The sequence below is a fragment of the Arthrobacter sp. ISL-72 genome, from assembly GCF_018613755.1.
GTDB lineage: Bacteria > Actinomycetota > Actinomycetes > Actinomycetales > Micrococcaceae > Arthrobacter.
Map to the genome: position 1 here is coordinate 332,461 of NZ_JAGGPP010000001.1, position 21,285 is coordinate 353,745.

16 protein-coding genes and 3 pseudogenes are annotated in these 21,285 nt (G+C 65.6%); 12 read left to right on the top strand and 7 right to left on the bottom strand.

Features of this window, described 5'->3' with window-relative positions:
* Positions 1 to 107: 107 nt before the first annotated feature.
* Complete coding sequence (locus tag J7I92_RS01590; RefSeq protein WP_214836389.1) at positions 108 to 1,571, bottom strand: amino acid permease; 1,464 nt, start codon at positions 1,569 to 1,571, stop codon at positions 108 to 110.
* Positions 1,572 to 1,713: 142 nt separating this feature from the next.
* On the opposite strand from J7I92_RS01590, the gene J7I92_RS01595 reads away from it, so the two are divergent.
* From J7I92_RS01595 to J7I92_RS01605, 3 genes are all read left to right on the top strand, one after another.
* Positions 1,714 to 2,649 (top strand): LysR substrate-binding domain-containing protein, encoded by a 936-nt coding sequence (locus J7I92_RS01595; protein ID WP_214836392.1) that lies wholly within the window; start codon positions 1,714 to 1,716, stop codon positions 2,647 to 2,649.
* Between the two features lie 98 nt (positions 2,650 to 2,747).
* Entirely contained in the window at positions 2,748 to 3,176 is a 429-nt protein-coding gene (gene panD / locus J7I92_RS01600) for an aspartate 1-decarboxylase (protein ID WP_214836395.1), read from the top strand.
* 143 nt (positions 3,177 to 3,319) lie between these two features.
* Positions 3,320 to 4,243 carry an AEC family transporter gene (locus J7I92_RS01605; protein WP_214836399.1) on the top strand — a complete coding sequence of 308 codons (924 nt, stop codon included), beginning with the start codon at positions 3,320 to 3,322 and terminating at the stop codon, positions 4,241 to 4,243.
* A gap of 35 nt (positions 4,244 to 4,278) precedes the next feature.
* On the opposite strand, the gene otsB is transcribed toward J7I92_RS01605, so the two are convergent.
* The 5 genes from otsB to J7I92_RS01630 form a co-directional block, all read right to left on the bottom strand.
* Complete coding sequence (gene otsB / locus J7I92_RS01610) at positions 4,279 to 6,906, bottom strand: trehalose-phosphatase (RefSeq protein ID WP_214836402.1); 2,628 nt, start codon at positions 6,904 to 6,906, stop codon at positions 4,279 to 4,281.
* 158 nt (positions 6,907 to 7,064) lie between these two features.
* A complete protein-coding gene (locus J7I92_RS01615; RefSeq protein ID WP_214836405.1) occupies positions 7,065 to 8,168 on the bottom strand; it encodes a PP2C family protein-serine/threonine phosphatase in 1,104 nt (367 codons plus the stop codon).
* A gap of 97 nt (positions 8,169 to 8,265) precedes the next feature.
* Positions 8,266 to 9,255, bottom strand: coding sequence for an LLM class flavin-dependent oxidoreductase (locus J7I92_RS01620; protein WP_214836408.1), 990 nt, complete (start codon positions 9,253 to 9,255; stop codon positions 8,266 to 8,268).
* 203 nt (positions 9,256 to 9,458) lie between these two features.
* The gene (locus J7I92_RS01625; RefSeq protein ID WP_214836411.1) at positions 9,459 to 11,777 is read right to left on the bottom strand and encodes a chromosome segregation ATPase; all 2,319 of its coding nucleotides are present in this window, start codon (positions 11,775 to 11,777) and stop codon (positions 9,459 to 9,461) included.
* Positions 11,778 to 11,977: 200 nt separating this feature from the next.
* Positions 11,978 to 12,784: a hypothetical protein gene (locus J7I92_RS01630; RefSeq protein ID WP_214836414.1), complete on the bottom strand. Its 807-nt coding sequence runs from the start codon at positions 12,782 to 12,784 to the stop codon at positions 11,978 to 11,980.
* 208 nt (positions 12,785 to 12,992) lie between these two features.
* On the opposite strand from J7I92_RS01630, the pseudogene J7I92_RS01635 reads away from it, so the two are divergent.
* The 7 genes and pseudogenes from J7I92_RS01635 (at position 12,993) to J7I92_RS01665 (ending at position 18,457) form a co-directional block, all read left to right on the top strand.
* Positions 12,993 to 13,987: pseudogene (locus J7I92_RS01635) on the top strand (ABC transporter substrate-binding protein).
* 225 nt (positions 13,988 to 14,212) lie between these two features.
* Positions 14,213 to 15,175, top strand: a complete 963-nt coding sequence (locus J7I92_RS01640; protein ID WP_311380023.1) for a permease — start codon at positions 14,213 to 14,215, stop codon at positions 15,173 to 15,175.
* Entirely contained in the window at positions 15,165 to 15,935 is a 771-nt protein-coding gene (locus J7I92_RS01645) for a TIGR03943 family putative permease subunit (protein WP_214836417.1), read from the top strand. Before J7I92_RS01640 ends, J7I92_RS01645 begins: the two co-directional genes overlap by 11 nt.
* Before the next feature lie 181 nt (positions 15,936 to 16,116).
* Positions 16,117 to 16,422, top strand: a complete 306-nt coding sequence (locus tag J7I92_RS01650) for a hypothetical protein (protein WP_214836420.1) — start codon at positions 16,117 to 16,119, stop codon at positions 16,420 to 16,422.
* Positions 16,423 to 16,565: 143 nt separating this feature from the next.
* A complete protein-coding gene (locus tag J7I92_RS01655) occupies positions 16,566 to 17,249 on the top strand; it encodes a hypothetical protein (RefSeq protein ID WP_214836424.1) in 684 nt (227 codons plus the stop codon).
* Positions 17,250 to 17,553: 304 nt separating this feature from the next.
* Positions 17,554 to 18,036 carry a helix-turn-helix transcriptional regulator gene (locus J7I92_RS01660; RefSeq protein ID WP_214836427.1) on the top strand — a complete coding sequence of 161 codons (483 nt, stop codon included), beginning with the start codon at positions 17,554 to 17,556 and terminating at the stop codon, positions 18,034 to 18,036.
* Between the two features lie 10 nt (positions 18,037 to 18,046).
* Positions 18,047 to 18,457, top strand: a complete 411-nt coding sequence (locus J7I92_RS01665; RefSeq protein ID WP_214836430.1) for a VOC family protein — start codon at positions 18,047 to 18,049, stop codon at positions 18,455 to 18,457.
* 190 nt (positions 18,458 to 18,647) lie between these two features.
* Here the strand turns inward: J7I92_RS01665 and J7I92_RS01670 are convergent.
* Positions 18,648 to 19,295, bottom strand: a pseudogene (locus J7I92_RS01670) (LLM class flavin-dependent oxidoreductase); the annotation flags it as partial.
* A gap of 1 nt (position 19,296) precedes the next feature.
* Between J7I92_RS01670 and J7I92_RS01675 the strand changes: the two are divergent.
* Both J7I92_RS01675 and J7I92_RS01680 read left to right on the top strand, forming a co-directional pair.
* Positions 19,297 to 19,527, top strand: a pseudogene (locus J7I92_RS01675) (GNAT family N-acetyltransferase); the annotation flags it as partial.
* Positions 19,528 to 19,536: 9 nt separating this feature from the next.
* The gene (locus tag J7I92_RS01680) at positions 19,537 to 21,279 is read left to right on the top strand and encodes a helicase HerA-like domain-containing protein (protein WP_214836433.1); all 1,743 of its coding nucleotides are present in this window, start codon (positions 19,537 to 19,539) and stop codon (positions 21,277 to 21,279) included.
* Positions 21,280 to 21,285 lie beyond the last annotated feature (6 nt).

Here is a 21,285-nt window from a genome sequence, read left to right on the forward strand (position 1 = left end):
AAACGACGAACCCCCTCCCACAGGGTGAGAGAGGGTCAGTCGATATGGCACCGGATGTGAGAGAGCATCCGGTTATTTGTGGCAGGAAGTGAGAGAGGGTTGGGCTGCTACCCCACGGGGCGGTGCATCTCCACGGCTTCTGCGTGTCGCGGGCTGTTCGGGTTCATGAGTGAGTGCCTGCGGCCGTAGCCGAAATAGATCACCAGGCCGATAATCAGCCAGACGACAAAGCGCAGCCAGGTTTCCCAGTGCAGCTGGAACATCAGGAAAGCCGAAGCCAGCACACCGAAGGCGGGCACCAGCGGCATGAGGGGCAGGCGGAAGGTACGGGGCGCGTCGGGCCTCTTGTAGCGGAACACAATCACGGAGAAGCAGACGACGACGAACGCGGCCAGGATGCCGATGTTGGTCAGGTCGGCGACGGCCTTGATGGGAAACACCCCGGCCAGCAGGGCGGAAGCGACGCCGGCGATCCAGGTCACGCGCTGCGGGGTGCCGTGGCGGTCGGTCTTGGCGAACCAGCCCGGAAGGAGGCCGTCGCGGCTCATGGAGAACCAGACGCGGGTGACGCCGAGCAGGAAGGTCAGCATCACGGTGAGGATGGACAGCACTGCGAAGACGGAGATGATGGTGGCGATGATCGGCAGGCCCACGCCGGTGAAGGCGGACGCGAAGCCGGCCTTCGGGTCGATGTCCTGGTAGTTCTGCATGCCGGTCAGGACCAGGGTGGCCGCCACGTACAGCAGCATCGCAATGATGAGCGAGAGGAGGATGGCCTTGGGCATGTGCTTCTTGCCGTCGGTCGCTTCCTCGGCGGCGGTGCTCATGGCGTCGTAGCCGAACACGGCGAAGAAGACTGTGGCTGCTCCGGCGAAGACCGGGCCGATCCCGCTCGGCATAAACGGGTTGTAGTTTTCAGCGTTGATGTAGAACATGCCGAGCCCGATGATGAACAGGATCAGGACGACCTTGACGGCCACCGCCACGAGTTCGAAGCGGCCGAAGGTCTTGGTGCCGCGCGACAGGATCCAGGTAACGATAAGGCAGACCACGATGGCCGGAATGTTGACGATGCCGCCGGTGCCTTCATCCGGAGTCGAGGTCATCCAGACGGGCATGTGAATGCCGAGGCCGGAGAGGAAGGCGTCGAAATAGCCGGAGATACCAATGGCCACAACGGCCACAATCGCGATGTATTCCAGGAGCAGATCCCAGCCGATAAACCAGCCGATCACTTCCCCCAGTGCCACATATCCGTACGTGTACGCCGAGCCCGCCCGCGGGATCATCCCGGCGAATTCCGCATAGGACAATGCCGCCGCTGCCGACGCCAGGCCGGCCACCAGGAACGAGAACAGCACGGCCGGGCCGACGCCCGGTTCGGTGGCACTGCCGTGGGCCACGAGCCCGGCCAGCGAGAAGATACCGACGCCGATAATTCCGCCGACGCCGATGGCTGTCAGTTGCCAGAGGCCGAGGGACTTGAATAGTCCGCTGTGTTTGTTTTCAACTTCGATGTCGTCAATCGGCTTTCGCCTCAGGATCGACTGGGACAAGTCTTTAGTGCTCATCAGGGACTCCTGCATAGATGTTTGGCCCATCAATCCGCCCTGTGATGGGGGTAACTCAGTCTGATCAGTATGCAATCCTAATTGCATTAGATAAAGTGAATTCTCCTAATTAGTAATCATTAGATTTAGCAAAGGAACGGCCATGCTCGACGTCAGGCGCTTGAGGCTGCTCCGTGAACTGAAGATCCGGGGAACCCTGGCGGAAGTGGCGGACGCCCTCCAATACAGCCCGTCGTCGGTTTCCCAGCAGTTGGCGCTGCTGGAGAAGGAAGCCGGGGTTCAACTGCTGCGAAAGACCGGGCGGCGCGTGCAGCTGACCCCGCAGGCCGAAGTCCTGGTGGAGCACACCGCACACCTGCTCGAAACGCTGGAGCAGGCCGAAGCCGATCTGGCCGCCTCCCTCACCACGGTGACCGGCACGGTCCGGATCGCCGTCTTCCAGTCCGCGGCCCTTGCGCTGATGCCGGGGGCCCTCACGCGGATGGCGGCCACCTACCCGGAAGTCAGGATCGAGATGGTCCAGAGGGAACCGGAAACAGCACTCCACGAAACGTGGGCGCGGGACTTTGACCTGGTCATCGCGGAACAGTATCCCGGCCACGCCGCACCGCGGTACCCGGAACTGGACCGAATCCGGCTGACCGGCGACGCCATCCGGCTGGCCGTCCCGGGAGCGGACAAGGGCCTGCCGCCCATCAACTCGCTCGAGGACACGGCGGACCTCGCCTGGGTGATGGAGCCCCGGGGTGCAGCCTCCCGGCACTGGGCCGAACAGGCCTGCCGAAGCGCAGGCTTCGAGCCGGACGTCCGATACGAAACAGCCGACCTGCAGGCGCAGATCCGGCTGATCGAGTCGGGAAACGCCGTCGCACTGATGCCGGACCTGGTGTGGACGGGAAGGGGGACGTCGGCTCAGCTGCTGCTCCTGCCTGGCAATCCGCACCGGACCGTCTTCACGTCCGTGCGGCGGTCGAGCGCCAAACGGCCCGCCATCCTTGCCGCCCGCGAGGTACTGGCCATGACAGCCGATTCGATTGCGCCGGCCGGGCCCGTCCCGCCCGAGGCCAAGTCCGCCTGACACCGCCGGAACCGAACCAACGAACCATTGCAGCAGTCCGGCCGCGAGTTCCGTACGTCACAGCGCGGATGTGCCATGGGCGTTACACTGATCACGTTATGAATCGCACAATGTTCAAGTCCAAAATTCACCGGGCCACTGTCACGCATGCTGACCTTCACTACGTGGGGTCGGTCACCGTTGACCTGGACCTGCTGGAAGCCGCGGACATTCTCCCCGGAGAGCTCGTGGCGATCGTTGACGTGACCAACGGCGCCCGCCTGGAGACCTACACCATTGCCGGCGAGCGCGGGTCCGGAGTCATCGGCATCAACGGGGCAGCTGCGCACCTGATGCACGAAAACGACATCGTCATCCTGATCACCTACGCGGAAATGACCACGGAAGAGGCCAAGGCCTACACTCCGAAGGTGGTCCATGTGGACGAGGACAACAGGATTGTCCAGATCGGGAACGACCCCGCCGAGGGCCACACCCGCGGTCTCATGCGGCCGCCTTTCGCGCTGAACAACTCCGCGCTGAACTAGGCGGCGGCCTCCGCAGCGGCTGTATTTCGGCCAGTCCGGATACCGAGATCCTGCCCACCCTAGCGCTTCAGGCCGATTAAATCTGATTAGGCTGGGGTGGTGAACGCCAACCCCCGCCTACCCGGCCTTGCAGGGACCCCCGGGTGCTAGGCGTTCTCGCAGGCTTCTTCGTGGTGTGGGCCATCATCCTGGTGGGCATGTTCGTGGGCCGCCGGAAGGTGCTGGGAGAGAATGCCCGTTCGGTCCTCAGCGCACTGACCTTCTTCGTGGCGAGCCCGGCGCTCCTGTTTGAAACCCTCAGCAAGGCAAAGCTCCAGGAGGTCTTCGCCGCTCCCCTGCTGGTCACGGCCGTCGGCGCAATAGTCACGGCCGCTCTGTTCTTTGTGATCGTCCGGTTCCTGCTCAAACGGGCCGCGCCCGAATCGTTGACCTCGTCCATGAGCGCATCGCTGGCGAACTCCGCGAACCTGGGCATCCCGATCGCCGTGTACGTCCTCGGCGACGCAAGCTATGTGGCACCGCTGCTGATCTTCCAGCTGGCCTTCTTCACCCCGCTCTTCTTGATGGCACTGGACGCGACGACGAGCTCGCACCGAACCACTCCCGGCGGCTTCGCGCTCATGATCCTCAGGAACCCGATGATCGTTGGTTCGGCCCTGGGCCTGGTGGTGGCGGGAACGGGATGGCAGGTGCCCGAGCTGGTCATGCAGCCCATCCACCTGATCGGCGGAGCTGCCATCCCCGCCATGCTGATCGCCTTCGGCATGAGCCTGAACGGGTCCCGGCCCCTGCAGGCAGCCGAAGGCCGCCGCATCGACACGCTGCTGTCCAGCGTCTTCAAGCTGGTGGTCCACCCCGCGGTCGCCTACGTTTTCGCGCTCACCCTCGGGATGGAAGGGCAGGCCCTGTTCGCCGTTGTGGTGACTTCCGCGCTGCCCACGGCCCAGAACGTCTTCGTCGCGGCCAGCCGCTACCGGACGGGGATCACCGTGGCAAAGGACACTGTGCTGATCACCACGATCGTGGCGGTCCCCGCGATGATCGGCGTTGCCCTGCTGCTCACCTGACCCTTACGGGCCAAGCCCGTCCGGGACCGCCCGCTTTAGTGTTTCTGGTGCCGGTCCAGGAGACGGGCGCAGCGGATGAAGCCGAGGTGGGAGTAGGCCTGCGGATGGTTGCCGAGGTGGGTCTCGGTGCCCGGATCGTACTCTTCGGGCAGGAGCCCGGTGGGGCCGAACAGGTTCACCAGCTGGTCGAACAGGTCCCAGGCCTCCTCGATCCGCCCCACCGCCACGTAGGCCTCGATGAGCCAGGTGGTGCAGATGTGGAACCCGCCCTCCAGTCCCGGCAGCCCGTCGTCGTACCTGTACCGGAAAACGGTGGGCCCCACGCGGAGTTCCCGTTCCACGGCGGTGACCGTGTCCAGGAAGCGCTGGTCGTTGACGTCGAGTAGGCCGGACAGGCCGATGTGCAGCACGGCGGCATCCAGGTCGGGACTGTCGTAGGCGACGGTGTAGGACGCCGCGCCGTCGTCCCAGCCTTCTCGGAGGACCTCCTCGCGGATGGTTGCCGCGGTGGGGGCCCAGGACGGTTCCGGTGCCCTGCCGTGCCGCGCAGCAGTCCGCAGCGCCCGGTCCAGCGTCACCCAGCACATGACCTTGGTGTACACGTGGTGCCGGGGCGCCCGGCGGGCTTCCCAGATTCCGTGGTCGGCCTCGTGCCAGCGTGCCATCACGGCGGACGCCATCTGGACCATAAGCTCCCAGAGCGAATCCTCCAGCCCGCCCTCCCGTTCACTCACTGCGCAGATCAGCTCCGCGATGGGCCCGAAGACATCCAGCTGCACCTGGTGGTCCGCGGCGTTTCCGATCCGGACGGGGCGCGACCCGGCATAACCGGGCAGGCTTTCGATGATGGCTTCCGTGGACAGCGGAGCCCCGGTGACCGAGTACAGCGGATGCAGCCATTCGGGGCCCGGCGCATTCTCCAGGATCCGCCCCAGCCAGCGCAGGAACCCGTACGCCTCCGCCGTGGAACCCAGGTCAACCAGCGCGTTGACGGTCATGGATCCGTCCCGCAGCCAGCAATAGCGGTAGTCCCAGTTCCGGGTGCCGCCGATGCCTTCCGGCAGCGAGGTGGTGGGTGCGGCGAGGACGGCGCCGGTGGGTTCGTGCACCAGCGCGCGGAGCACCAGCGCCGAGCGGCGCACCAGCGACGGCTTGACGCCGGGCAGCTCCAGGTCCTGGACCCACCGCCGGGAGTGATGGGCGACGGCGGCACGGCGTTCCGTTTCGCCGGCCGCCGCCGCGTTTCCCGGATCCGTGTCACCGCACCGAAGGTTGAGGACCACGGGACCGTTCTGCAGGTTGACGTCCGCGGTCGCCGTGGCATGGCGACCGTCCGACGTGATGGCAAAACTGACCCCGGGAGCCAGCAGGATGATCGGATCGGAGGTGCCCACCACGTGCAGCTCCTCGCCCCTGGCCTCCATGCTGAACGGGGCGTTGGCGTAGTCGGGACGGGGTGCGAAGACAATCCGTGCCGCGCCGCTCCCGGACAGCACCCGGACCAGGCTGGTGATCCCGTCCGGCGCCGGTTCGAGGTAGTCGGTCACGGTGACGTCGGCCCAGCGGGTTTCCACGATCATGGTGCTGTCGACGTAGCGCTGACCCAGGACCTGGGACGCCTTGACCGGCTCCACCGAGAAGTGGCCGGCCGCGTCGCCGCCCAGGATGTGGGCGAACAGCGAACCGGAGTCCGGCAGCGGGTGGCTCATCCAGCAGACCTTGGCCTCGGGGGTGATCAGGGCCGTGGACGAGCCGTTGCCGATCATGGAGTGGCGTTCCAGGCCGACGGCGTCCTCCCCGAAGAGCCAGGCCCGGCGCAGTTCGAACAGGATGGCCAGGATCCGGGCGAACGATTCGGGATCCCGGAGCCGGTGCGCCGCCACGGTGGACCCCTCCCCCACCCGGATTCCCATGTCCGGGCCGCGCAGGGTGGCCATGGCCAGTTCGTCGCTGGAGGCATCACCGGCATAGAGGGCCGCGCTCACGCCGAGCCTGGCCCGGAGGTGCTCCAGCGCGTCGGCCTTGGACGGCTCCACCACCGAAAGGTCCAGCACGGAGCCGTCAATGATGTAGAACAGGCCGTGGGCGCGGGCAACCTCCTCGGCCTTCTCCAGCACCTTGGCAACGATCGCAGGCGAGGCCGGCCGTGTGTGCACGGAGACCGCCACGGGCTTGCGCTCGATGCTGATTCCCTTGTAGGCACCGATCGTTTCAACGAGGGCCTGGCTTGCCTGCTGCAGGACTGATTCAGTGGCCAGGGAAAGGCCGTGGGCGAAGCCCATGTCGAACTCCGCGCCGTGCGAACCCACCAGGTGCACCTCCGCCGGGAGCCTCGAAACTGCGGCGAGGTCACGCAGCGACCGGCCGGAGATGACGGCGGCGTGGGTGTTCGGCAGGGCTGCCAGCGCACGGAGCGCAATCGCAGCGCTGCCCAGCGGGAGGGTTTCGGTGGAGATTCCTTCAGCGTCACAGAGCGTCCCGCCGTAGTTGCAGGCCACGAGCAGCCCGGGTGTCCGGGCCAGGATCTTGAGTTCGGCCAGCAGCTGCGGCGTGAGGCCGTCATCGGCGGCATCCGACTGCACAAAGGCGCGGAGCAGGCCGAGCGGCAGGGACCGGGTCAGGAGGGCGGAGTCGGCGACAGTCTGGTTAAGCGGAGTAGGCACAGGCGACGTCCTTCGGATAATCCCCAATGTTCCGTGAGAAAAGTCCGGTGAGGGACATACCCCCAGTCTCCGATACCGCAGTTACATCAGAATATCCCCGGGATTGCGGGCATGTAACGAGTCGGGAGCTTCAGCCTCGAAGCCGCGCCGGCGGGCAGCTAGCGCCGCGCCCGTTTCAGCACGACCACCGTGGCGTCGTCGGAAACGTCGCGTCCCGAGGCCAGCTCAAGGACGGCATCGCAGGCAGCCTGTGCGCTGGCGCTGGCGGAGACGGTGCCGGACACCACCGCAGTCAGGACCTCGACGTCGGGGTAGACATCCAGCAGGCCGTCGCTGACAACAGCCAGGCAATCTCCGGGCTCCAGCGAGACCTGGTGCGCGTCCCATTCCTGGCCGGGCCAGGCACCTACCGGAGGTCCGCCGGTGATTAGCCGGGAGCAGCTGCCGTCCGCCTTGATGTGCAGCGCCAGGCCATGGCCGGCGTCCACATAGTGCAGGATTCCGGTGGAGGCGGCGAGGCGCGCGTGGAACAGGGTGACGAACGACGCCGACTGCTCCAGATCGGCTTCCAGGATCCGTCCGGCCGATCTGAACGCCTCGCCCAGCGGCGCCCGGTGCGCCACGGAACGCATGACGGCGCGGACGGTGGCCGCGATCAGTGCAGCGCCCATGCCCTTGCCCATGGCGTCCGCGAGCGTCAGCTGCAGCCCGCCGTCGTTCGGGTACCAGTCGAAAAAGTCGCCGCCGACGTTGCGGGAGGGCCGGAAGGCGCCGGCAATGTCGAACCCGTCGACGGACAGGCCCTCCGCCGGGAGCAGGCTGTGCTGGACTTCCACGGCGCGGCGCAGCTCGTCCTGCGCGGCCGCCTCGTGCACGGTGCTGGCGCGCGGCCGGCGGAACAGAGCGGTGATCCGTGATCCCAGTTCCCGCGGGCTGAACGGCTTGGTGAGGTAGTCGTCCGCTCCGGTGTCGAGGCCGGTCAGGCGGTCCAGTTCCTCGCCGCGTGCCGTGATCATCAGAATGTAGGCATCGGAAAACCGGCGCAGTTCACGGCAGACTTCAATGCCGTCCAGGTCTGGAAGGTTGAGGTCCAGCGTCACCAGTTCGGCGCCGTCGCGCTGCATCAGTTCGATGCCTGCCCGCCCGGATGAGACGGCGGACACCTGGAAACCCTGCTTCGTCAGGATATGGACCAGGAGCCCGCGGATGTCTTCGTCGTCTTCGATGACCAGGGCACGGCGTACCTCCGGCTCATCAGTCATGGACTAATTAGACTCCGCCCGGACAGTCCTTGTCACATCGGCAACAGCCGATCTATTCCGTCACAGCAGCTCCTGCTCCGCCACTACGGAGACGGCGTCAGGCGCGGACCAGGCCCGCAGCCAGGGCAAGGAGTTCGACGGACCGCAGGCGGGCCTCCGTGCTGTTGCTCTGGTGGGCCACGATCAGTTCGTCGGCGTCGGCGTGGGCGGTGAACCCGTCCAGGTAATCCATCACCGTGTCCGGGGTCCCGATCGCGGAATACTTCATCATCTGGGCTACGTGCTGGCCCTGCGGCGAGTCAAGGATCATGTCCGCCTCGTCGTCTGTGAACACCCTGCCGTTGCCGAAGAACAGGGACACCCTGGCGCGCTTGGTGGCCTGGAACATCTCCTGCGCCTCGGCGGCGGAATCCGCCGCAATCACGTTCACGCCGGCGATCACGTGCGGGGCATCCAGCTGCGCCGAGGGCTTGAACTCGCGGCGGTAGACGGCCACCGCATCCTGGAGGGCGTTCGGTGCGAAGTGCGAGGCGAAGGCATAGGGCAGTCCAAGCTGCGCAGCCAGCCGTGCGCCGAAGAGCGACGAGCCGAGGATGTACAGCGGTACATCGGTTCCCTTGCCCGGGGTCGCCTCCACGCCCTGGATCCGGGTGGGGCCGGTCAGGTAGCCCTGCAGTTCAAGTACGTCCTGCGGGAAGCTATCCGCGGACATCGGGTCACGGCGGAGGGCGCGCATGGTGTTCTGGTCGCTGCCCGGCGCACGGCCCAGGCCGAGGTCGATGCGGCCCGGATGCAGCGTCTCCAAGGTGCCGAACTGTTCCGCGATGGTCAGCGGCGAATGGTTCGGCAGCATGACACCGCCGGCACCGAGCCTGATGCTGCTGGTGTGGGCGGCGATGTGGGCAATCAGCACGCTCGTGGCCGAGGACGCGATGGAGGACATGTTGTGGTGCTCGGCGTACCACACCCGGCGGTAGCCCAGTTCCTCCGCCCGCTGCGCCATGGCCACGCTGCCGGCGAAACTTTCGGCCGCCGTCTGGCCTTTAGCGATGGTGGCCAGGTCAAGAATGGAAAGCGGAACAGTCACGGAGGTGCCGGCCTTTCGTAGCGGGGCGGTGCGGGGCCGGCTCCGGTAGCGGAACAGGCACAGTGGCAACAACGACGGCGGCGCCCGGGTTATTTCTGCAGGTCACCGTGGCGCCGGACACGCCGGAAGGGAGCCGCCGTTTCCGGCGGCCCCCTCGCGGGTTTTAGCTCAGTTGCGCTATTTAGCTGTTGCCGGCAGTTGGTCTAGGCGACGCACCCGCCGAGCCCGATCTGTCCGTCAATGGCCGCAATCTGGGTCTGGACGGCAGCGATCTTGTCTTGGAGGCCCTTCAACTCGGTTCTCTTGGCCGAAACATCAGACTGCTTTACACCCTTCTTGGCCTGCAGGGCATTGAATTCAGTGGATGCGGCGGTGAACTGCAGATCCAGCGTTGTCAGCTGCGCCTGGAGGGTCTTGAGCTGGGCTTCGGTTGCGCTGATGTCCCCGTTGAGTTTGTTGAGCTGCTCCAGCAGCGGCGCCACCTGGTTCTGCAGACGCAGGACCTCGGCTTCCTTGGCGGCGATCTGGGCGTTGAGAACCGCGAGCTGGGCTACCAGGGCGTCTTGCTCACTACTCAACGTCGCTATCTCGCCCTGTTTGGCGCTGACCAAAGCATTGGCGCCGTCCAAACTAGCCTGGAGTGCCGGCAGTTCGTTCTGCAGGCCGCTGATTTCGGCCTTCTTTGCCTCAACGGCCGTATTTGCGGCGGCAAGGGCAGCGTTCGCTTCCGCCAGCTTGTCCTGCAGTCCGCCCAGCAGCGTTTTCTTCTCGGCAATGGCCGCGTTGGCCTCGGCCACGCCGGCCGTCAGCGTAGGCAGCGCGGCCTCAAGGTCCGCCACTACCTTTTCCTGTGCGGATACGCTTGCCGCAGCCGTGGCCGCGGTGTCCTGGAGCGCCGGGAGCTGCCCCTGCAGGACGTTAAGCTCCCCCTGCTTGGCAGTGACGGCGGCGTTGGCCTCATTAACCGCGGCCTGGAGGGCTGGAACCTGGGCCTTCAGCGTCGCGATCTCACCCTCCTTGGTGGCGACCGCCGCGTTGGCAGAGGTCAGGGTGGCCTGCAGCGGCGCCGCCTGCTTTTGAAGGGCGCTGCTTTCCTGCTGCTTGGCGAGGAGCTGGGCGTTGAGGGTGTCGACCGAGTTCTGAAGAGTGGCCAGGTCACCCTGGTATCCGGAGATCTGAGCGCTCTTCGTCGTAATCTGGCCGTTAACCGTGGCGAGTTCAGCGATTTTTGCAGCACGTTGGGTTATGAGCCCCTGCGCATTGCCGTTATTCGCAATCTTCAGCGTGAGCGCAGCAATCTCGTTCTCAAGCGTCGTCTTGCGCGCCAATAGCGTGGTGAGCTCGCCCTGCGCCGCAGCGAGTTCCGCCTGCTTGGCCGTGATCTCAGTGTTCTTCGCCGCAATCTGCCCCTGGAGCGAGGTAATCTCCGCGCTGGCCGCCGCGATCTGGTTGGTGTTGGCTGCGAGCGCCGAAGCGGCCGCCGCGGCGCTGGCCTGCAGAGCGGTCAGCTCCGTCTGGGCCTGAGTGATCGCGGCGTTTTTGGTGGCCAGGGCGTCCGCGGCCTGCTTCGCTGCGCCCTGCAGCGCGGCAAGGTCCCCTTGTGCCGTGCTGATCTCTGCGTTCTTGGCTACCACAGCATCCGCTGCTGTTTGGGCTGCGGACTGAAGGGCCACGAGCATTGCTTTTTCCTCGGCAACCTTCGCCTGTTGAGCCTCCAGTCCTGCCTGCGCGGTATCCCCGATGCCCTGGAGCCGCCGAAGCTCGGCCTCGGCATCGCTGACTTCCTGGGCCGCGGCAGCGGAGGCCGCGGCTGCGTCGTCCGCGACGCCCGTGAGGTTCTCCAGTTCGCCTTGTGCCGTCAGGATTTCGGCGTTCTTGCCGGCGAGTGCTTCCGCCGCGGCGTCGGCAGCAGCCTGGAGCGCGGTGAGTTCGCCCTCCGCTCCGCTGATTTCGCTGGTTTTGGCCTCCTTCTGAGCCTCAAGGTCTGCCAGCTGTTTGTTCAGCTGAGAAGCCTCCGCCTCTGCAACGCCGAGTTCCTCTCGCAGCGGGGCGAGCTGTCCTTCCGCCCCGGCCTTTTCTGCCTCGAGGCCGGCGAGCGCCTTCTCCGCGTCTGCAACGGACTGAGCAACGTTCGTCTGGGCCACGCTAAGTCCGGCCAGTTCGGTTGCCGCCAAGTCGCTGTCTGACGACAGCTTTAGTTGCTCCGCCTCAAGTATCGCGATCTCCTTGTTCGCAGCGGCGATCTCCGCTGTCAGTCCGTCGGCCTTTGTCTGCAACCCTGCCCGCTCGGCCTGAAGGGAGGCGATGAGCACTGCATTCTTGCGCGCTGCTGCCTTCAGCAGGCCCTCCTGTACGGTGCCGCGATGGGCGAGCTGATTCACTACCCCGTTACATATCGTTGCGGTGTCATTGGCCGCTTGGGCCGCCGGGACAAGCACTAACATGCTGGTCAGGACGCCCGGGAGGACGACGGCGGCGGCCAGCCGTCGGACGAAGACGGACGTAGTTGACGCTTGTTCCATGGAGACCCCTAGGTGCGAAACGGAAATACGACCGTCCTTGGCCGCATTTATAGTCCCGATGCTAGGGGCCGCGCCCAGCGGAAATCATCAGTAGTTCCTACTCGACTTGGGCAGTCTTCATACTTGTTTTGCCTAAAGAGTACTCAATTCTTCACGGCCGTGACCCAAGTTTACTTTCGTCACAGGCCTTACACCCCGCGCTATTTGCAGGCGACGTCGTAATCCAGTCCGCCGGAAACGTACTGTGTGACCTGCACCCTGCTGCCCGGCGTGAGCCCCGACAGGGAGCAGTTGGATTTGGCGCCGTTCAGGGTCCGGGCGCCGGCGAGCCAGCTGGGAAGCCCTGCCAGGTTGCTGGTGGACGGCACTGATCCGGCGATCCGGCCCCACTGGTAGCCCGTGGAGTAGAGCCCGACTTCGGCGCCGATGCTTTCGAAGTAGGCGGTCATGCCTTCCAGGTCGGCACGGTTGGCCACGGTGTCCGCCTGCCAACTGTTTTCCGTCTCCACATCCAGCCACCAGAAGTAACTGTCCGGGTCCTCCACTCCGCGCGCCACGGCGTCGTCGTACGCTTTTGCGTAACCGTATATGTAGGCGCAGGGCCTGTCATTCTTGCCCTCGCACTTACCGTAGGGGTTGTCCACGAGCGTCCCCATATAGAAGTTCGACGTGGGCCACCATGAACCGGCAAGGCCCGGGTTGGCCGTATTTACGTAAAGGGCAACCCGCGGCTGGTTCGTCGCCTGCGGATACCTGACCGTCGATTCAGCCCAGTCCAGCTGTTCCTGGAGGCAGGGATTTGTGTTGTTCGCCAGTCCGTTGTTGACCCCGACAATGGCGAAGCCAAGGCCCTCGGGAAGGGCCTTCCCGCATTGCGGCCAGGAGACGTCGATGCCCACAGGGTCGGCCGGACGCGGCGGCCCTGCCGTCGCCGGCCCTCCGCCCAGGAGGACCAGGGCCAGTGTGGTGGCAACGGACAAAACCATCTTCAACATTGATGCGGCCATACCAGAGTGTACTGCCCAAGCCGTTGACCGGAAGGGGGATTTCACGGCGTTGCGTTTCCTTCCACAGTCGTTTCCGTGACGCCCGCGGACGCCCGATTAACCTCGGTTACCCACCGTATCGCCGGGTTTCTCCGTGCTTTGACCGGCAATTTGCCCTGACGGATAGTTGCTCGCTCAAGCAGGAAATCCGACACTTCCAAGGGAACCCATGGCCCGTTTTTCACTCAAACCCGGCGTCACTGCGGCACTGGCCGCCACCACATTGCTGGGCCTTGCGGCATGCTCCGATCCGGGGGCAGCGGCCGCGCCCGGGTCCGCCCCGGCAACGTCCGCCACGGGCGTCAAGCAGTTCAACCTTTCGCCTGAACAGGACCGCGTGACCGCTGCCGGCGACCCCGCGGCCGCGCCCGGGTCCGCCCCGGCAACGTCCGCCACGGGCGTCAGGAAGGACGGCAAACTGACGGTGGCCGTCAACCCGTTCGCCGCACCACTAGCCGTCTATGCCACGGACAACAAGACGCCGATAGGGAATGAGGTGGATATCGCCGTCGCACTGGCCCGGATGCTGGACCTCGAAGCGGAGATCGTCCCCACCGCATGGGCCGACTGGCCCCTCGGTGTGGAGTCCGGGAAGTACGAGGCCGTGCTGTCCAACGTCACCGTGACGGAGGAACGGAAACTCAAGTTCGATTTCGCCAGCTACCGTGACGACAAACTGGGCTTCTATGCGAAGAGCGACAGCTCGCTCACCAAGGTGGAATCCGCGGCCGATGTTGCGGGTAAGCGAGTGATTCCGGGTTCCGGAACCAACCAGGAATCCATCCTCCTGCGCTGGACGAGGAGAACAAGAAGAACGGGCTGCCGGCGGTGGAGTTCCAGTATTCCGACGACGATTCCGCCTCCCAGCTGGCGCTCCAGTCGGGGCGTGCGGACCTGACCTTTGGGCCCAATGCCACGGCGGCGTTCAAGGCGGCGTCCGATGCCAGGACCAAGCTGGTTGGGCTCGTGGACGGAGGCTGGCCGCTGAAGGCCAGCATTGCGGCCACCACTAAGAAGGGCAACGGCTTTGCCGCTGCCGCGCAGGCGGGCCTGAACCACCTGATCGAGGACGGCAGCTATGCCAGGATCCTGGACCGGTGGGGCCTCAGCGCGGAAGCCGTGCAGATGTCCGAACTGAACCCGGCGGGGCTGCCCAAGAAGTAGCCCTTAAGTGGTTACCGCCGGAATTCGAGTATCCACCACGCGGGTCTCCCGGGCCGCTGTTCCGTAGGATCCGATACAGCTTGCCTTTGGTCTCGGGGTTTGCTGTCGGGTGAACAGGGGTGCAGACGTGTCATCACCAAAGACGGACGAACGCGCGCCCTTCCTGCACGGTGACGGGGCTGCCGCACCGGGCGGCGCCCCCGACCACCGCTTACCGGCCTTGCCGTGGGCGTGGCCGTTCTCGGCATCATGGTCGCGGTTCGTGTCTTTGCCCCGCCCGCTTCGGCCACGTCCGGTATGGCTGCTGCAGCACGGGATTTCGTCTCCCTCTCCATCAGCGTGATCATCGAGTCGCTGCCTTTCGTTTTCCTCGGAATCGTGCTCTCGATCGGGGTCCAGATCTGGCTGCCGGAGGGTTTCCTGCTGCGGCGGCTGCCGCGAAGTCCCGCATTGCGCCGGCCGTTGCTGTCGTTGCTGGGCATGCTGCTGCCGGTCTGTGAATGCGGCAATGTTCCGCTGGCCCGGGGCCTGATCGTGAAGGGGTTGACCGTAGCGGAATCGATGACGTTCGTCTTCGCCGCACCGATCCTCAATCCGGTGACCATCATCACCACCCAGCAGGCCTTCGGCGGGGGCAACGGCATCCTGGCCTCCCGCATAGCGGGCGGCTTCGTGATCGCGAACCTGATCGGCTGGATCTACAGCCGGCACCCGGGCCAGGAGTCCCTCCTCACCGTCCAGTTCCAGGAGGAGTGTTCACTGGAGGACCACGCCGGAGGGCGCAACCGGCGGGTCCAGCAGAGCGTCCAGCTGTTCTTCCGGGAAACCAACGCCATGATGCCGGCGCTCTTTATCGGCGCCGCCGTCGCAGGCCTGATCCAGGTCGGAGTTCCCCGTGACGTGCTGGTCGCGGTGGGAAGCGACCCCGTCCGGTCCGTGCTGGCCCTGATGCTGCTCGCGTTCGTCGTCGCGGTCTGCTCCAATGTGGACGCATTCTTCATACTCTCGTTCGGCGCCACGTTCATGCCCGGCTCGATCGTTGCGTTCCTCGTTTTCGGCCCCATGATCGACGTGAAGATGCTCGCGCTGCTGCGCACCACCTTCACCGCGAAAACCCTGCTGCAGCTGACCCTGCTCGCCGCCCTCTGCGCCGCAGTTCTTGGATTGGGGATCAACTATGTCGTTTAGGCAGCTGCTGCAGAGATGGCGGGGTGTGGTGCTGTGCCTGGTGGGCGTCGTGGCTACTCTCTGGCTGGGGGCCACGGGCGGCTTGGCCCTCTACATCCACCCGCGCTACTTCGTATTCACCGTGGTCATGGCCGTCATCGCCGCGGTGCTCGTGCTGGCCGCCTTCGCGATCGTGCCTGCGCGGGAGCACAGCCACGAGCGCCACGGCCATGAGCAGGCGGACAGTCACCAGCGCAGGCGGAGGCTTACGGGTGCCGGCAGCGGCCTGATCATCGCCGCCGCTGTGACGGCACTGCTGGTTCTTCCTCCTTCCACGCTCAGCACGGCGACCGTTACCCAGCGGGGAATGAACGGTTCCACGTCAGCGCTCCCCAAGGCGGATACAGCCAAACTGGTCGGGGCAGACAACTCCTCGTTCACGTTCCGGGACTGGGTTTCGCTGCTGCAACAGGGCGCCGGGACGCAGTACCTGGAAGGCAAACAGGCGACGGTCAGCGGACTCGTCACTCCCGACAAAAGCGATCCCGAAAACGTGTTCTTCGTGGCCCGCTTCGTCGTCACCTGCTGCGCAGTGGATGCCCAGCCGATCGGACTGCCGGTTTACCGTCCCGGATGGAAAACCCAGTTCCAACCCGATTCATGGGTGGAGGTATCAGCCACCTTCCGGGCCAACCCCAACACGGGCGGCAACGAAAGAACCGTCCTGATTCCCACAACCATCATTCCCATCGAGCGGCCGGCCGAGCCCTATGTCTACTAAACGGCAATCGACCACGCGCCGGCCGCCGGCCAATCCTGACCGGTCAGGGAAAAAGCCCGCGCCAGGGAAAAAGCCCGCGCCCGGGCAGCGCACCCGGCCAGGACAGGCAGGGGCGCGTGCGGAGTCGACGACGGGCGCGCACCGTGGCTTCACTCGGCGCCTTTACGGCACCATCGCCGCGTTGCTGGTCCTTGCCACCTTCCTCACGGCAGGGAATGTCCAGCAGTCGCACGCGAACGCGGCTTCGGCGCTGGAACGCTCGGGTGCTCCGGCACCTTTTGAGCTCTACACACTGCAGCGCAGCACCGGCCTTGACGCGCAGGGAGAGAAGACCCCGGACGTCATCTGGGGTGAAAACGTCACTACGGACGGCGGCAGCGAACCAACCGAGATCGCACGCGCCGCGAGGATCCAGGAATTCGCCGGGCCCCCGACGCCGTCGCCGCCGTCACCATCAACGACGACAAAACCAGCTCCCTGGAGCTGATCCCCTTGTCGGGCGGCCCGGTCGCCCGGCTGCCTCTGCCAGGGCCCGGAACAGTTGAGAACCTTGAAGCCGGACCAAAAGGCCTTATTGCCTTCAGCTTCACCAGCGCTCCGCCGTCGCAGGAACATTGGAAGACCCTCCTTGTGTATGACACTAAAGATCCGCGAACGCTTCCGCGGCCCGTCACCGGATTCGACGGAAAGGCTGTTTCTGCCCTCAAATACTCCTTCGTGCCGGGCACAGCCTCGCTCGCGATCCAAACAGACGCCGGCGCCCTGATCCTGGCGGACGCAGCCGAGGGTGATGCACCGCCCAGGCCCCTTGGAGCGCACGCCGAAATGCGCGGCTTCATTCCGGGGACCACCAAGCTCCATGTCGCCGATAAGTCGCCTACCCCGCTGACCCAGCCGGCCGTGCATTCAGCCATCAACCTGGCCGACGGCTCGCTGGCACCCTTCCCGCTGCGCGCCACCGACATGGACGCAACGTCCTACGCCGGCTCGATGGCGATCATCGACGAGACAGGCAGCTACGCCCAGGTCATCAGTGAAACCCGGTCAGGGAGCACCACGTCCGTTGTTGCCGTTACTGATCAGCAGCAAACGCGCATCCTCTACCGGCCTGAGCCGGAATGGTCCCAGATCCGGGACATCTGCCTCTCCCCGGACCGCAAAACCCTCGCCGTAGAAACCACCGCGCCACAGGGGGTGACCGACCGCTACATCGTCCGTCCCGGATTCACGGAAATGCGCACGGAAATCATCTCCTTGGACTCCGGTAACCGCACGCGTGCCCTGCCCGGCTTCCAGCCCAGCTGGTGCTCCTAGCTGCGGCGCCAGTCCTGCCACCTAGTTGCCGAGTCTGGATAGGGCCGCGTCAATCAGCCTTGAGTCGCCTGAAGACATCGTCTGCGGCCCGGCCGCACGAGGTCCGGACGATGGACGTCGTTACGTGAGCCGGCGATGATGATCACATCGGGGTCGCCGGCCATCGGTCCGCACTGGGAAACTGGAAAAGGAGTCGCCGATTACGGCCACCGAATCGGTGCGGTCCCGGCGGAACATTTCCCCCAAAACTTGTCACAACCCACCAGTGGTAGCCTGCCCCGCCACCTCGGCGTACGCTCGAGACATGACCCCGCAAGAGCTCGAGAACTTGGCACACCTGCGCCGGGCGCGGGACCTGATCGACAGGGACTTCGCACACGCCTTGGATGTACCCACGATGGCCCGCAGGGCGCTGATGTCGCCGGCACATTTTTCGCGGCAGTTCCGGGCCGCCTACGGCGAGACTCCCTACAGCTACCTGATGACGCGCCGGATCGAGCGGGCGATGGCACTGCTCCGCGGCGGCATGAGCGTAACGGACGCGTGCATGGCAGTGGGCTGTACCTCGCTGGGGTCCTTCAGCTCTCGTTTCACGGAGCTGGCGGGAGAACCGCCCAGCGTATACCGGCTCCGGGAACACAGCGCGGTGGAGGCGATGCCCGGCTGCGTGGCGAGGATGCGGACGCGGCCCAGCCGGCTGCGCGGCAGTACTGACAAGAACGCCAGTGCCGACAAGGGCGCCCAAGTGAGCAGGATTCAAGAAGCGGCACTCACACGCGCGGAATAGCGTGGTGTCCATGAACATTTCACTCCAGTACTGCAACATCACAGTCCACGACGTCGAAGAAGCCCTCGTCTTCTACCGCGATGCCCTCGGCCTCGAGGTGCGCAACGACGTCGCCTCCGGGGAATTCCGCTGGGTCACGCTTGGCAGCCCCGACCAGCCGGACCTCGAGATCGTGCTCTCCGAACCGCACGCCGGACGCTCCCGGGAGGACGGCGACACCATGCAGGCACTCCTCACCAAAGGAGTCCTGCCCATGCTCGTCTTCCGCACAGACGACCTGGACGCAGCGTTCGAGAAGGTCCGGGCATCGGGCGCCGAGGTAATGCAGGAGCCCATCGACCAGCCCTGGGGCCCGCGCGACTGCGCTTTCCGGGATCCGTCCGGCAACATGGTCCGGATTAACCAGGCACCGAAGGCCTGACCCCAACGGAATCCCCGCCGGAACGACCGCCGGGGATTCCACGTCATTTGGACGAGGGTTCGGCGGGCGGCGAGCGTGGATCCTCTAGAGGTACTGCTGCCAGACAGTCAGTAGCAGCTTCACACTTTCCGCAGCTGACCCTCGGTCGGCATCCTCCTCTTCCATGCCGGATACCCCGCCACCCACCGGCTTATACCCGCGCTTCCGGCTGCACAGCCTTCGCGGGGACAGTCTCCGCACCGGAGTGCTGAGCGGCGGGACGCACGGGCTTCGCCAGTCCCAGGTTCTCCCTCAGCGTGCTGCCGGCGTATTCCATGGGGTACACCCCCCGTTCCTGCAGCGCCGGCACAAGATGGTTGACGATCTCGTCAAGGCCCGTGGGAATGAGCCAGGGCGAAATGTTGAATCCGTCCACGGCACCGGTGCGGGCATATTCCACCAGCCGGTCCGCCACCTCCGCATAGGAACCGGTGAACGTGGCGTCCGCACGGCTGGTCCTGGCTGAGACGAACTGCCTGATGGACAGACCTTTTTCTGCAGCTTCCGCCCGCCACTGGTCCGCCAGCTGCCGCGCCTTGGCGCCGTGGAAACCGCTCCCCCGGGTCTCGGAGGTTTCCTCCACCACGGGATCGATCCCGGGCAGCGGACCGTCCGGATCGTAGCCGCCGAGCTCCCGCCCCCAGAACTGCTCAAGGTAGGCAATCGCCTGCTGCGGACCGATCTGCAGGCTGCGGACCCACGCCTTCTTCTCCACGGCCTCCTGCGGCGTGGCAGCCAGGATGAATTCGCAGGCGGGCATGATCTTGACGTCGTTGGGGTTGCGGCCTGCCTTCAGGGTGACCCACTCGGCGCACCGCCGCCGCGGGCTGGCCCGGTTCGTGCTGGCGGAGCTTGAATCCCTGGCTGCCCGCCGCGGCTACGGCAGGGTCTACCTGACAACCGGGCCCCGGCAGCCGGAGGCAAAGCACCTCTACCTGAACTCAGGGTACGAGCCGCAGTTCGACCTGTCCGCTGATCCTGAAACCATCAAATTCCTGGCCTTCACGAAAGAGCTGGACACCCGCGGCTAAGCTATCGGCATGGCCATCAAGTCCACTGCAGACAAAGTCGCCACCATCCAGAAGGGGTACACCCTGGACGGCGCCACCATCGAACTCGGAGCCGCCGTCGTCGACGGCGAGCTTTACAAGGATGCCCCCGTCAGGCTGCCGCTGGCCATGATGAACCGGCACGGGCTGGTGGCCGGCGCAACGGGCACCGGCAAAACCGTCACGCTGCATATGATGGCGGAGCAGCTGTCCAATGCCGGGGTTCCCGTGTTCCTGGCGGACATCAAGGGCGATCTTTCCGGGCTCGCCACCGCCGCCGCGGGCAGCGACAAACTCAAAGCGCGCACGGACAGCATCGGCCAGGCCTGGGCGGGCAAGAATTTTCCCGTGGAGTTCCTGGCGCTCGGTGGCGACGGCAACGGCATCCCCGTCCGGGCAACCATCACCTCCTTCGGACCCATCCTGCTGTCGCGCATCCTGGAGCTCAACGACACGCAGGAATCCAGCCTGCAGCTCGTCTTCCATTTTGCGGACAAGAACAACCTGGAACTGGTTGACCTCAAGGACCTGCGGGCCGTCATCCAGTTCCTCACCTCCGGCGAAGGCAAGGACGAGCTTGAGGCACTGGGCGGCCTCTCCAAGGCGACCGCCGGCGTCATTCTCCGCGAGCTGGTGACACTTGAAGCCCAGGGCATGGAGCCGTTCTTCGGCGAGCCGGAGTTCGACACCGCCGAGCTGCTGCGGACCGCCCCCGACGGCCGCGGCGTCATCACCTGCCTGGAACTGCCCACGCTGCAGACCAAGCCCATGGTGTTCTCCACCTTCCTGATGTGGCTGCTGGCGGACCTCTTCGAGGACCTGCCTGAAGCCGGCGACCTGGACAAGCCCAAACTTGTGTTTTTCCTGGACGAAGCCCACCTGCTGTTCAACGACGCCTCCAAGGCCTTCCTGGAAGCCATCACCACCACCGTCCGGCTCATCCGGTCCAAGGGCGTGGGGATCTTCTTCGTCACCCAGACGCCGAAGGACGTTCCGGCCGCTGTCCTGGGGCAGCTGGCCAACCGCATCCAGCATGCGTTGCGGGCGTTCACGCCGGAAGACGCGAAGGCGCTTAAAGCCACCGTGTCCACGTTCCCGGTGAGCGACTACGACCTCGAAGAAACGCTCACCTCGGCCGGCATCGGCGAAGCCGTTGTTACCGTCATGAATGACAAGGGCGCCCCCACTCCGGTTGCCTTGACCCGGCTGCGCGCCCCGGAATCGGTGATGGGCCCCAGCTCCGACGAGCTGATCAAAGGCACAGTGGCCGGTTCGGCGCTGCTCGTTAAATACGGCACTGCCGTGGATAACCTCTCGGCCTACGAGAAGATCTCCGGAAAGAGTGCCGCGTCGACGGGGGCCGCTGCGCCCGGGCAGCCGCCCACTCCGTCCACAGGTGTGTTTGTGCCCGGTAACCCTGCGCCCGGAACCGTCGACCAGGCCGCGGTGGATGCTGACGCCCGGCGCATCCAGGAAGAAATCCTGGGGCGTCCCAGCAGCCGGCCCGCTCCGGAACCGCAACGGGCCCGTAGCCAGGAACGCCAGCGCGACGCCGAACGGCAGGGACAACCGTCCCGGCAGGAACCAGGCGGCGGATTGGCGGGCGACTTCGCAGGAGTCCTGGGTGGTGCGCTCGGCGGCGGCCTCAAGAGCATGGCCCGATCGCTGGGAACCCAGCTGGGCCGGGAGCTGTTGCGGGGTGTTTTCGGCACGTCCTCACGGCGCCGCCGCTAAGTCCCG